This window comes from Piscicoccus intestinalis NBRC 104926 (genome assembly GCF_001515525.1).
Taxonomy (GTDB): domain Bacteria; phylum Actinomycetota; class Actinomycetes; order Actinomycetales; family Dermatophilaceae; genus Kineosphaera; species Kineosphaera intestinalis.
The window spans coordinates 1-12,679 of record NZ_BCNQ01000133.1; the positions used below are offsets into that span (position 1 = coordinate 1).

Genomic DNA, 12,679 nt, shown 5'->3' on the forward strand with positions numbered 1-12,679 from the left:
GAGGCGCAGCGCAGCCCGCCGGTCGCGCACGGCGTAGACGAGGTCGGGGCGCACGGCGACGACGGCGGAGAGCACGGCCGCGGTGATCACCGCCTCCCCGAGGCCGATGACGGCGTGCCAGCCGAGCATGGCGGCGGTCAGGGCGGGCAGCGGGATCGGCACCGCACCGCCGACGGCGTACAACCCGACGAAGGTCAGCGCGGCGGCCGGCACGGAGACGAGCGCGCCGAGGGCCGCGGCAGGCACGACGGCGACCGGCCCAGCCCGCCACCGCTTGGTGGCCGCGAGCGCGAGCCGGGTCGCGCCGTAGCCGACGAGCACGCCGACGACGCCCATGAGCGTGATGTTCGTGCCCAGCGCGGTGAGCCCGCCGTCGGCGAAGAGCAGCGCCTGCACGAGCAGCACGACGCTCATGCAGATCAGCCCGGTCCACGGGCCGACGAGCACGGCGGCGAGGGTGGCGCCGAGCAGGTGGCCGCTGGTACCGGCTCCGACGGGAAAGTTGACCATCTGGGCGGCGAAGACGAAGGCCGCGACGAGCCCCGGCAGCGCCGGCCCGGAGGCGGCGAGCTCGCGTTCGCTGCGGCGCAGCGCCAGCCCGATCGCGCCGGCGGCGACGGCCCCGGTCGCCAGGGAGGTGGGCAGGTCGAGAAATCCGTCGGGCACGTGCACGTGCAAAGTGTGCGTCAGCTGCGAATTACTTGCAATAACGGCTCGGCCTTGTCAGCGCGCGGGCGGGTGGGCTTGCCTATTCGCAGCAGGTGCGGGCAAAGGGGGCGAGCCATGCGCACATCACGTCGCCGGTGGCGCTGGGTGCGCCGCCTCGTGCTGTATCCGCTTCTCGTGCTGACCGTGCTCGTCGTCGCCCTCGTGGCGTGGGTGCAGCTGACGATGTTCCGCGCGCCGGACCCGTCGACGCAACCGCTGGCCCTGACCGGCGTGACCGCCCTCGTCGGGCCAGGGCTGAACCCGGTGGCGAACGCGACCGTGCTCGTCGAGAACGGTGTCGTGAGCCAGGTCGGGCCGAGCGACCGGGTGCAGGTTCCGGCGGGGGCGCGTGTCGAGCGGCTGGCCGGGCGCACGGTGCTACCCGGGCTCACCGACTCCCACGTGCATCTGGGCATGCCGAGTGGAGCCGGTCCGCTGAGCCTGCCGATGGCGGTCGTCGAGTACTTCCGGTATGCCGGGCCGCGGCGCGAGGCTTACCTGGAGAACGGGGTGACGTCGCTGCGCGACATGGGCGACGACCCGGAGTGGATCCTCGACCTGCGGCGCCAGGTACGGCAGGGGCAGTTGGCCGGCCCGCGGGTCTTCGCGGCGGGGCCGGTGTTCACGACGCCGGGCGGGCATCCGGTGGTCACCATCGGGCTCGGGGTCGACAACCCGACGGTCCGGGTGCCCGCGACCCCGCAGGAGGCGCGGTCGATGGTGCGCGCCCTGACGACCGGCTCCGACCCGGTCGATCTCGTCAAGATCATCCACGACCGCGGCGACCCCGCCTACCAGGCGCTGGACCCGATCCCGGTGCCGATCCTGCGGGCCATCGTGCAGGAGGCGCACGCCCACGGCCGCCCGGCGGTGGCGCACTGGGGCACGCCGCAGGACCTCACCGAGCTGCTCGACGCCGGTATCGACGGCCTGGACCACCTCGAGCCACGCGGCGTAGGCGCCGGCTGGAACCCGGTGCTGCTGCGGCGCATGGTCGCCCAGCGCGTCACCCTCGCCCCGACCCTGGCGGTCACCGAACCGAAGCTCGACGCGACCGAGCACGCCACGCTGCGGCAGCGGGCGAAAGAGTTCGCGGACGCGGGCGGCCGAGTCGTCGCGGGCAGCGACGCCCCGATGAACGGCGTCGGCTTCGGCGACGGTCTCATCCGGGAGCTCGAGCTGCTCGTGGCCGCGGGCCTCACCCCGCGGCAGGCGCTGCTCGCCGCGACCTCCACCCCCGCCGAGCTGCTGCGCACGCAAGAGGCGGGCACGCTGGCTCCCGGCCGGCCCGCCGACCTGCTCGTCGTGCGTGGTGACCCGCTCGCCGATCTCGCCGCGGTCCGCCAGGTCGAGTTGGTGGTGCGCGGCGGCACCCCGGTCGTCGACAACCGCTGAGGCGGGCGGGCACACGGCGGTGCGTTGTCCACTCGGCGTGCGTCGAGTGGACAATCCCGCTTGCGAGGGCCTCGTCAAAGCCTCTGACCTGCGACGATACGCAGGGGTCGAAGACTGTCCACTCGCGAGTGGACACCGCACGCACGAGCGTGCGGTGAGGCCGCGAGGGAGCCGCGCTGCCCTGAGCAGCGAGAGGGGACCCGGGGCCCACCGGCATCCTTGGATGAGTCAACGACTCGACCTACGCGGGCACCTAGCGTGAGTCAACGCGCTGATTTCGCTCTCGACGCGGCGCGCGGTAGAGTGACTCTCCGTTGCGCGCAGCGTGACGAGCACCCGTAGCTCAACGGATAGAGCATCTGACTACGGATCAGAAGGTTTGGGGTTCGAATCCCTACGGGTGCGCTCTGTGTTGAGACAGGATGCCAAGCCCTGGTCAGTCACCCAACTGGCCGGGGCTTTCACATTGTCGTAGCTGAAGGGCGGACGACCATCGTTCCGCGCAGGACCCGCACTCGTGAGAGGGTCGGAGAAACCGTCTCCACGTAGCGGGAGGGCCGCCACCCATGACGACCATCGCGTGCCTCGTGCTCTTCGTCGTGCTGCTCGGCGGTGCGTGGCCGGTCTCCGGCGCCTGGCAGCGCCGCCACGCCGGCGAGATCTACGAGGGGCTCGCGCCCGGGCTGACTCCGCCTCCGGGCTATGACCAGCCGACCCGGCCGCTGACCGAGCGGGAGTTGCAGGCCACGACGTACGGCGTTCAGTTCCACCCGCCTGAGGGCGTCGACCCCCGCGACGTCGGGCTGCTCCTCGATCGGCAGACCGGCCCGCGCGACCTCGCGGCCAGCATCATCGCCCTCGTCGTGCACGGCTACCTCGAACTGCACAAGGACGAGGAGAACGACGACTGGCTCGTCACCGTGCACCGGGAGCCGGCCCGCCGCCCCAGCGGCACCGAGGGCCGAGAGAGCCTGTGGCTGCTCGACTACTTCGACTCGGGCTCCGGCGAGCCGGTGCGGCTTTCGGCGGTCAAGCCCGAGCTGCGGCACGCGTTCGCGCGGTTGGAGTCGGAGGTCATGCGCACCGCCTACGAGCGGCACTACATCGACAACGACCCGCGCGGGCGCAACGCCCCCTCCAAGGGCTTGGCCTTCGGCGCCGCGATGAGCGCGGTCCTGGCGGTGCTGCTCATGCTCGTCGGCAACCCGATCGCGTGGATCGCCGCGGGCGCCTCCGGTGCCATGGCCATCACGGCCGCCCGCGTGCGTGGCCCGATGGGGCGGCCGGCCCCCGGAACCGCCGCGTACTTCCGCACGATGGGCTTCAAGCGCTACATCATGACGGCCGAGGCCAACCAGATCCGCGTCGAGGACGCGGCCGGCATCTTCAGCCGCTACTTGCCGTGGGCCATCGCGTTCAACGCCGCCGAGCACTGGACCGGGGTCTTCAAGGAGGTCGCCGCCGGTGTCGACGACGACATCGCCGCGCTGTGGGCCCCCGACCTGCTCTGGATGGCGCTGTGGATGGATCTGGCCTCCGGCGGCGCGCTGTTCGCCGGCCTCGGCGAGGCGCTCGGCGATCTCACCGGCTCCATCGGTGACTTCACCGGCGACCTCTTCGACGGAGCCGGCTTCGGCGACGGCATGTTCGACGGATTCGGCGGCGACGGTGGGGGCGGCGACGGCGGAGACGGTGGCGGCTTCTTCGGCGGCGGAGACGGAGACGGCGGGGGCTTCGACTTCGATTTCGACTTCTGATCGGCGTTCCGGTCGGCGGCTGCGTGCAGGCGCCAGCCGCCGACGGGACGACCAGCCAGGCCAGCACCCGGAGGCCACGCCCACCCCGTCGACCACGGAAGGCTCCACATGAAGATCACGGCGGTCGACTGCTTCGGCTACGACCTGCACTACGCGCACGGCGAATATGTGATGTCGGGCAACCGCGCCGCGACCAGCGAGATCGGCACGCTGGTGCGGCTGCGCACCGACTCCGGGGCCGAGGGATGGGGTGAGATCACGCCGCTGGGCAACCGCTACCTGCCGACCCACTGGGCCGAGGTGCGCGCCGCCCTGCACACTCTCGCGCCCGCGTTGATCGGTCTCGACCCCACCAACATCTCGACCGTCAAACGGGCCATGGACGCGACGCTGCTCGGCGGCACCTACGCCAAGGCCGCCGTCGACGTCGCCTGCTGGGACCTGCTCGGGCAGGCGTGCGGCCAACCCGTCTCCGTGCTGCTGGGCGGCGTGCTGCAGAACGACTTTCCGCTGTACGAGGCGGTTCCGCTCGCCTCGCCGGAGGAGATGGCCGCGTTCGTCACAGCCCGGGAGGCCGCGGGCATCACACGATTCCAACTCAAGGTCGGCAACGACCCGCTCGACGACGCCGCGCGCACCCGCGCAGTCGTCGAGGCCGCGGCGCACGACACGTTGATCGTCGCCGACTCCAACGGCGGCTGGAACCTGCGCGCCGCCCAGATCGCGCTGCGGGAGATGGCCGACCTGCCGGTCTTCATCGAGCAGCCCTGCCGCGAGACGCGCGACTGCATCTTCGCGATGCGGCATTCGGCGCTGCCGCTCGTGCTCGACGAGTCGATCGTCACCCCGACCGACGCGTTCGACGCCAAGTTCGCGGCGGGCGCTGTGTCGATCAACATCAAGATCAGCCGCGTCGGCGGCCTCACGGAGGCGGCCCGCATGCGCGACCTCATGCAGCACCTCGACATGATGGTCTCGATGGAGGACACCTGGGGCGGCGACGTCGTCTCCGCCGCCGTCAGCCACCTCGCCGCGAGCACCCGCCCGGAGAACTTCCAGAACGCCTCGTTCATGAACGACCGGACCGACGGTCACGTCGCCGGCTATCAGCCGCGCTCGGTCGCCGGCCGCGGCAGCGCCCCCACCGCACCCGGCCTCGGCATCACCGTGATCACCGACGGTCTCGAACGGATCTTCGAGGTCTCCTGACACCGGCGCGTCGTGACCCGACCGGCGAGAGTGGACCCATGCGCGTTCACCAGATCATCGCCGACCTGCCCGTCGCCGACCTCGCGTCCGCGGCGGGGTTCTACACCGACTACCTCGGACTGTCCGTCGAGGAGTTCAACCTCGGGTGGGCCGCCCGATACACCTCACCCGACACCGGCGCCCACCTGCAGTTGGTCACCCACGACGCGACCGCGCCCGCGAACCCGATCGTCTCGGTCAAGGTCGACGACGTCGACGCGGCCTACACCGAGGCGCAGCGCCGCGGCTACGAGATCGTGCACCCGCTGCGCGACGAGGCGTGGGGAGTGCGCCGGTTCTTCGTGCGGGCCCCCGACGGGAACGTGCTCAACATCGTGAAGCACCACGCGTGAGGCTCATTCGCGCATGGCCCGGGCCAACAGCGGCAGGCCGGCGAGCAGCACCGCCGGTAGCAGCATCGCGCGCTGCACGTCGAAGGTCTGCACGAGAAACCCGATGACCGCCGGACCGCCGAGGAACGTCGCGTAGCCGAACGTCACGACGACCGCGAGCACCCTGCCCCCGCCCGCGTGCCCCGCGACCGCGTACACCTGCGGCGCGATGAGGCCGATGCCGAAGCCGACGAGCGCCCAGCCGACGAGCAGCACCGGCAGCGGCGTCGCGAACGCCGCGACGAAGTAACCCGCCGACGCGCACACCCCGCCGACCCGCACGATCGTCCGCCGCCCGAACCGCGCCACGAGCCGGTCGCCGAGCAGCCGGATGATCACCATGAACGCCGCGACGACCGTCACCGCCATCGACCCCTGCACCGCCGGCACCCGCGCCACGTCGGTGACGAGGATGCCCGACCAGCCCATCGCCGTGCCCTCGCCGAGCCCGAACGCCACCGCCATGAGGCCGAGCGCCCATGCCCACGTGGGGATTCGCACCGGGGAGCCGGTGTCGTCGACGTGCGTGACCGGCTCCGTCTCCGGGGCGATGCGCACGAGCACCGGCCACGCCACCAGCCCGAACAGCGTGGCGACGAGGCAGGCGAGCAGCACCGCGTGCGCGGGCGCGATCAGCGCCAGCACGAGCACGATCGCCGCCCCGGAGAAGTTGCCGACCGACCACAGGCCGTGGAACCGGCTCATGATCGGGCGGCCGCGGTGCCGCTCGACCTGCACGCCGAGCAGGTTCATCGACACGTCGATCGCGCCGTGGCCCAGCCCGGTGACGACCGCCGCGGCCAGCAGCGTCGGGAACGTCGGCGCGAACCCGACGCCCGCGATGCCCGCGGCGAGCACCGGGGCGGCGGCCAGCGCCACCCGTCGCGCCCCGAACCGGTCACTGAGGCGGCCGCCGGCCTGCATCGCGGCGATCGCGCACAGCCCCATGACGACGAGCGCGATCGAGACGCCCGCGCTGTCGAGACCCAGCCGGCCGCGCAGCCCCGGTAGCGACGCCGACCACGTGCCGATGACCAGCCCGGTGTAGACGAATAGCAGGGTGGTCGCCGGCACCGCGGTCGGGCCGGCGAGCGGCGGGGTGGGTCGCATGCGAAGCGCTTTCGGGACGGGAACGGGGACGGAGACGGGCCGCCGCCACCCTACGGAGCGGGTGCGCTCACCCCCACGCCCGGGCCGCGAGTCGCCGGAGCAGCCTCGGCACGAGGCGCCCGAGCGACCCGGCACGAGACGCCCGAGCAGCCCCGGCACGAGGCTCCCGAACGACCGGCACGGGGCGCCCGAGAGGGCTGGAGACGAAGTTGGCATACACACTCCGATTCCGAGCCCTCGCCGCCACACAAAACCGCTGGTCAGCGAGGTGCCGCCGGCGTCGGGCGCCGAGTATGTATGCCGTTCTCGTCTCGGGTCGCCGCCGGCGCCCCGGCGAGCGCACGACAGGGCCGGGTGCGCGGAGCGCGCACCCGGCCCTTACTCGAATCAGGCGTGCCGGTCGGCGTTGGCGTGGATCGCGTCGCGCACGTACTGCGCCAACCCGGGGGCGAGCGCCTCGTACGTCGCGGTGAACCGCTCGTCGCAGACGTACAGGTCGCCGAGGTTGCGGTGGAACTCGTGGTCGAGGTCGTAGAACCGCTGCTCGATGTGCGCCCGGTGGGCCTCGGCCGCGTCCATCGCGGCCTCGCTCGTGGCGGGCTCCCCGGAGCTCAGGGCCGCGACGAACGCGTCGTTGATCGCGTCGCCCTCGGCCTTGATCGCCGCCCAGTCGGCCTTGGTGTAGTTCGCGGTGCGCTGCGCCGACTGCTTCCACTGCGGGGTGTCGCCCCAGCGCTGCTGCGCCTCGACCTGGTACTCCTCCTGGAAGCCGTCGCCGAAGAGCTCCTTCATGTCGGCCGTGGTCATCTGTTCGTTGCTCATGTCCTTCTCCAATGCGTGGTCGATGGCCGACACGAGCTCGCGCAACTCGTCCAGCCGCTGCATGACCGTTGCGCGCTGACGCTCCAGGTGCTCGCGCACGGAGCCGGGGTCGGCCAGCAACTGCGCGATCTCCTCCAGGGAGAGCCCGAGCCGCCGGTAGACCACCACCGTCGAGAGCCGTACGAGGTCGTCGTAGGTGTACACGCGATACCCGGAGGCGGTGCGCTCACCCGGAACGACCAGGCCGATCTCGTCGTAGTGGTGCAGGGTGCGCACGGTGATCCCGAACAGGTCACTGGCCTGCCCGACGGTCATCCGCGCCCCCGCCGACTGCATCGAGAGCCTGGGTGTCTCGGTCATGACTCCACGGTGACGCCTCACGCCGCGTGAGGGTCAAGCCCGTGTCGACGCCGCGCGGCCGTGATGTCGACACGCCGACCACGACATGCGGGCGACCCCGGCGAACGGTACCTGCACTCACCATCGACCCGGCGCGGCGAAAGGTGCCCCACCATGCTCGAATCCCTCGTCACCCGCGTGGTGGACCTGTTGTGGAGCACCCCGATGATCGTGCTGATCCTCGCGGTGGGCGCGTACTTCACGGTGCGCATGGCGTTTCCGCAAATCCTGCGCGTCGGCGAGATGGCCAGATATCTCATCGGCGGGGGCGGTTCGCAGCAGGGCGTCTCGTCGTTCCAGGCGTTCGCGATGGCCCTCGGCGGCCGGGTCGGGGTCGGCAACATCGCCGGCGTCGCCACCGCGATCCACTTCGGCGGCCCGGGTGCGATGTTCTGGATGTGGGCCACGGCCATCGTGGGCTCCGCGGTCGCCGTCGCCGAGTGCTCCCTGGCGCAGGTGTGGAAGGAGGAGGTCAACGGCGAGTACCGCGGCGGACCCGCGTATTACATCGAGAAGGGCATCGGCTGGAAGTGGCTCGCGGTGCTCTACGCGGTCGCCGCCCTGTTCGCCTTCTCCGTCACCGGCCCCTCGATCCAGTCCTTCAACATCGCGGAGTCGGCGAACACCGCCTGGGGTGTCGACCCCCGCCTCACCGGGGCGCTGGTCACCGTGTTGTTCCTCGCGGTGGTGCTCGGCGGCCTCAAGCGCATCGGTGCCGTGTGCGGCCTCGTCGTGCCGTTCATGGCGGCCGCCTACATCCTGCTCGGTCTGGTCATCCTCGCGCTGAACGCCTCGGCGGTACCGCACATGTTCGCCCTCATCTTCACCAGCGCGTTCGGCGCGGAGTCGGTCTTCGGCGGCATGCTCGGCGCGATCATCATGTGGGGCGTGCGCCGGGCGATCTACTCCTCGGAGGCGGGCACCGGCTCCGGCGCGCAGGCCGCGGCGGCCGCGGAGGTCAGCCACCCGATCAAGCAGGGCCTGGCCCAGGGCTTCTCGATCTACGTCGACACGCTGTTCGTGTGCACGATCACCGGACTGATGATCCTCGTGACCGACAGCTACAACGTCGAGGCCCCCGACGGGAGCATGATCGTGCAATACGCGCCCGACCTGACCGCGGGGCCCGCCTACACGCAGGCCGCCATCGACAGCACCCTGCCCGGCATGGGCTCGGGGTTCGTGGCGATCGCGATGTTCTTCTTCGCGTTCACCACGCTGCTCTCGTTCGCCTTCTACGCCGACACCAACGTGGCCTACCTGGTGCGCAGCAGCCGCTGGGAGCGGCGGCTCGTGCTGCTCGTCAAGGCGATGATCGCCGTCTCCATCGCGCTGGGCTCGCTGCGTTCCTCGACGTTCGCGTGGAACCTCGCGGACATCGGAGTCGGGCTGTACACGTGGATCAACCTCGTCGCATTGGTGCTGCTCAGCGGCAAGGCTGTGGCGGTCTACCGCGACTACGCGAGGCAGCGCCGGCAGGGGCGCGACCCGGTCTTCGACCCGCAGGACGTGGGCATCACCAACGCTCCGGTCTGGACCGCGATCGCCCGGCGCTCCACGGTGTCGCAGGACACGTGAGGCCGCCGGCAGGAAGCCGGAGACGATCGGACGGAGTTCCGGAAACGCCCACCCGTGTCTGCCAGAAATCCCGTACCGTGGTTGGCACCGCAAGCGCCCCCGCTGTGTGGACCACTCCCGGACACCGCGCGGATCGGTCGACGATGCGCACGGTCCCCCCGGGGTGTACTACGCGTGGGCGACTCACCGTCGAGCACGCGTAGGAGCCGAGGACCGATGACCGCAACAGTCTCCACGAACATCCCCACCGAAGGTGGCACGTCCCACGCCGAGCTCGCCCAATGGGTGGCCGAGTGCGCCGAGCTGACAACCCCCGACAAGATCGTGTGGTGCGACGGCTCTAAGGACGAATGGGACCGTCTCACCAGTGAGCTCGTCGAGGCGGGCACCTTCGTCGCCCTCGACAAGAAGCCGAATTCGTTCTGGGCGGCTTCCGACCCCACCGACGTCGCGCGCGTCGAAGACCGCACGTTCATCTGCTCCCCCACGAAGGAGGAGGCGGGGCCGACGAACAACTGGCTCGACCCCGACGAGATGAAGGGCATCATGCGCGACCTCTACCAAGGGTGCATGACGGGCCGCACGATGTACGTCATCCCGTTCGTCATGGGCCACCTTGAGGCCGACATCCCGATGTACGGCGTCGAGGTCACCGACTCCGCGTACGTCGTCGTGTCGATGCACATCATGGCGCGCGTCGGTTCGGCCGTGCTCAAGCAGATGGAGGAGACCGACGCGGGCTACGTCAAGGGCCTGCACTCCGTCGGGCACCCGCTCGCGGACGGTCAGGAGGACAGCCCGTGGCCGTGCAGCGACACCAAGTACATCGTGCACTTCCCGCACGAGCGCACGATCTGGAGCTACGGCTCGGGCTACGGCGGCAACGCGTTGCTCGGCAAGAAGTGCTACGCGCTGCGGATCGCCTCGGCGATGGCGCACGACGAAGGCTGGATGGCCGAGCACATGCTGATCCTCAAGCTGACCAACCCCGAGGGCAAGGTGCACTACATCGCCGCGGCGTTCCCGAGCGCCTGCGGCAAGACGAACCTGGCGATGATCGAGCCCACGATCCCCGGCTGGAAGGCCGAGATGGTCGGCGACGACATCGCGTGGATGCGCTTCCGGGACGGCAAGCTCTACGCGGTCAACCCGGAGAACGGTCTCTTCGGGGTGGCGCCGGGCACCGGCGTGACGACCAACCTCAACGCGATGAAGGCGATCGACGAGGGCAACTCGATCTTCACCAACGTCGCGCGCACCCCCGACGGCGACGTCTGGTGGGAGGGCATGACCCCGGAGACGCCGCAGCACCTCATCGACTGGCACGGCAACGACTGGTCGCCCACCGACGGTGAGCACGGCACGCTGGCCGCGCACCCGAACAGCCGGTTCTGCACCCCGATCGTGCAGTGCCCGGTGGCCGCGCCGGAGTTCAACGACCCCAACGGCGTGCCGATCAGCGCGATCCTCTTCGGCGGCCGCCGCAAGACGACGGTGCCGCTGGTCACGCAGGCCCGCGACTGGAACCACGGCACGTTCATCGGCTCCACCGTCTCCTCGGAGACGACGGCCGCGGCCGCCGGCCAGGTCGGCGTCGTGCGCCGCGACCCGATGGCGATGCTGCCGTTCATCGGCTACAACGCCGGCGACTACCTGCAGCACTGGGTGAACCTCGGCAAGGAGCACGCCGACGCGATGCCCGAGGTCTTCCTCGTCAACTGGTTCCGTCGCGACGCCGACGGTGGCTTCGCGTGGCCCGGCTTCGGCGAGAACAGCCGCGTGCTCAAGTGGATCGTCGAGCGCCTCGAGGGGCAGGCCGACGCCGTCGAGACCCCGATCGGCCTGCTGCCGACCCCGGGTGCCATCGACACCGAGGGCCTCGACATCACCGACGAGCAGCTCGAGGCCGCCCTGCGCTTCGACCCCGAAGAGTGGCGTCAGGAGCTGCCGCTGATCCGCGAGTGGTTCGGCAAGTTCGGCGACAAGCTGCCGCCCGAACTCTCCGAGCAGCTCGACACCATGACGGAGGGCCTCGAGAAGGCCTGACCTGCACCGACACTGACGGCGCGGCTCCACCCGGAGCCGCGCCGTCGGCGTGTGCGGGCCTCCCCCGCGAGGTGGAGTCGTCGGGCGGAGACCGGATCGAGACTGCGGAGCCGGTTCGGTCTCGGGGCGGATCCGGCGCCGGCTGCGCGCTGGCACCGTGGAAGGCATGACTTCGAACGACCACACCGAGCAGATCAAGGCCACCGAGGCCACCGCGATGACCGAGGCGCCCCAGGCGACTGCGGCGCCCCAGGCGACTGAAACGACTGAGACGGCTGAGGCGCCCGGGGCCGCCGAGCGCCGCGAGCGCCGCGAGCGCGACGAGCGGAAGGCCCAGCGGCTGGGCATGGCGCGCACGTTCGGTCTCGACATCGTCGGGCCGATCGCGCTGTACCACCTGCTCACCAACCAGGGGTGGAGCGACGTCGCGGCGCTCGTCACCTCCGGGGCGCTGCCGGCTCTGGGCATCGGGCTCGACGTCGTGCGCGGACGCCGCATCGGCGGCCTGAGCCTGCTCGTGCTGGGCGGCATCGCGATCTCGATCATCGCGGCGCTGCTCACCGACGACCCCCGCTTCGTGCTCCTCGAGGGCGCGGTGACCTCGGCCGTCGCCGGAGTGTTCTCGCTGGCCACCCTCCTGTTCGGGCGCAGCCTCGTCGAGATGTTCGCCACCGGCGCCGCGCCGGAGGGCACCGAGCACTCGCTGCGCACGCGGGCCCTGTTCGAGCGCGACGACGTGCGCCGCTTCGCCCGCCGCGTCACGGTCGTCTTCGCCGTCGTCTTCTTCGCCTCCGCCGCCGCCCAGGCCGCGCTCGCGTGGTGGGCGCCGATCGGGCTCGCGTTCGCGTACAACCGGTTCGGTTTCATCCCCTGCCTGGCCGTCATCGCCGTCGGAGGCTGGGTGCTGTTTCGCCGGGCCCGCGCCCGCGGCGAGCTGGACTTTCCCGAGTGGGACGCGACCTCGAACGCTGCGCGACGACGTGAGAGCTAGGTCACAAATCGGTGACTTCGTCGAGTCCCCCATCGCTGAACTGCAACTCATGGTCTCGATGAAGGCGTTGCGGTCACAGTTCCTGTGACCGCGGACGCCGACTGCAGCCCACGACGGAACCGGCGTGGATCGGCAATGATCCAACGCCGAATTCCATCCAGTGATGGCGGCCCTCCGCGGGTCTGTGCAAACCGAGATCTTGAAGATCACGGCACAAGGCCGGCTCCCTTTCA

The 12,679-nt window shown here is 70.9% G+C and carries 10 protein-coding genes and 1 tRNA gene; 8 read left to right on the top strand and 3 right to left on the bottom strand.

Annotated features, from left to right (window positions below; all coding sequences use genetic code 11):
* Positions 1-672, bottom strand: a 672-nt coding sequence (locus tag PINTE_RS16975) for an energy-coupling factor ABC transporter permease (RefSeq protein ID WP_169798559.1), incomplete at its 3' end; no start/stop codon positions are given.
* Between the two features lie 111 nt (positions 673-783).
* Between PINTE_RS16975 and PINTE_RS16980 the strand changes: the two genes are divergently transcribed.
* The 5 genes from PINTE_RS16980 (at position 784) to PINTE_RS17000 (ending at position 5,461) form a co-directional block, all read left to right on the top strand.
* Positions 784-2,103, top strand: a complete 1,320-nt coding sequence (locus PINTE_RS16980) for an amidohydrolase family protein (RefSeq protein WP_068433144.1) — start codon at positions 784-786, stop codon at positions 2,101-2,103.
* Between the two features lie 332 nt (positions 2,104-2,435).
* Positions 2,436-2,508, top strand: a tRNA-Arg gene (locus PINTE_RS16985).
* Positions 2,509-2,669: 161 nt separating this feature from the next.
* Positions 2,670-3,860: a DUF2207 family protein gene (locus tag PINTE_RS16990; RefSeq protein WP_068433146.1), complete on the top strand. Its 1,191-nt coding sequence runs from the start codon at positions 2,670-2,672 to the stop codon at positions 3,858-3,860.
* Positions 3,861-3,968: 108 nt separating this feature from the next.
* Positions 3,969-5,069 (top strand): mandelate racemase/muconate lactonizing enzyme family protein, encoded by a 1,101-nt coding sequence (locus tag PINTE_RS16995; RefSeq protein WP_068433147.1) that lies wholly within the window; start codon positions 3,969-3,971, stop codon positions 5,067-5,069.
* A gap of 38 nt (positions 5,070-5,107) precedes the next feature.
* On the top strand, positions 5,108-5,461 hold the full coding sequence (locus tag PINTE_RS17000) for a VOC family protein (protein ID WP_068433149.1): 354 nt from the start codon (positions 5,108-5,110) through the stop codon (positions 5,459-5,461).
* Between the two features lie 3 nt (positions 5,462-5,464).
* Here PINTE_RS17000 and PINTE_RS17005 read toward each other — a convergent pair whose 3' ends face one another.
* Both PINTE_RS17005 and PINTE_RS17010 read right to left on the bottom strand, forming a co-directional pair.
* On the bottom strand, positions 5,465-6,610 hold the full coding sequence (locus PINTE_RS17005; protein ID WP_068433151.1) for an MFS transporter: 1,146 nt from the start codon (positions 6,608-6,610) through the stop codon (positions 5,465-5,467).
* A gap of 387 nt (positions 6,611-6,997) precedes the next feature.
* Entirely contained in the window at positions 6,998-7,792 is a 795-nt protein-coding gene (locus PINTE_RS17010; protein ID WP_084343723.1) for a MerR family transcriptional regulator, read from the bottom strand.
* Between the two features lie 153 nt (positions 7,793-7,945).
* On the opposite strand from PINTE_RS17010, the gene PINTE_RS17015 reads away from it, so the two are divergent.
* The 3 genes from PINTE_RS17015 (at position 7,946) to PINTE_RS17025 (ending at position 12,446) form a co-directional block, all read left to right on the top strand.
* Positions 7,946-9,409 carry an alanine/glycine:cation symporter family protein gene (locus tag PINTE_RS17015; protein ID WP_068433153.1) on the top strand — a complete coding sequence of 488 codons (1,464 nt, stop codon included), beginning with the start codon at positions 7,946-7,948 and terminating at the stop codon, positions 9,407-9,409.
* Between the two features lie 216 nt (positions 9,410-9,625).
* On the top strand, positions 9,626-11,455 hold the full coding sequence (locus PINTE_RS17020; RefSeq protein WP_068433154.1) for a phosphoenolpyruvate carboxykinase (GTP): 1,830 nt from the start codon (positions 9,626-9,628) through the stop codon (positions 11,453-11,455).
* A gap of 166 nt (positions 11,456-11,621) precedes the next feature.
* Positions 11,622-12,446, top strand: a complete 825-nt coding sequence (locus PINTE_RS17025; protein WP_068433156.1) for a VC0807 family protein — start codon at positions 11,622-11,624, stop codon at positions 12,444-12,446.
* The last annotated feature ends 233 nt before the right edge of the window (positions 12,447-12,679 follow it).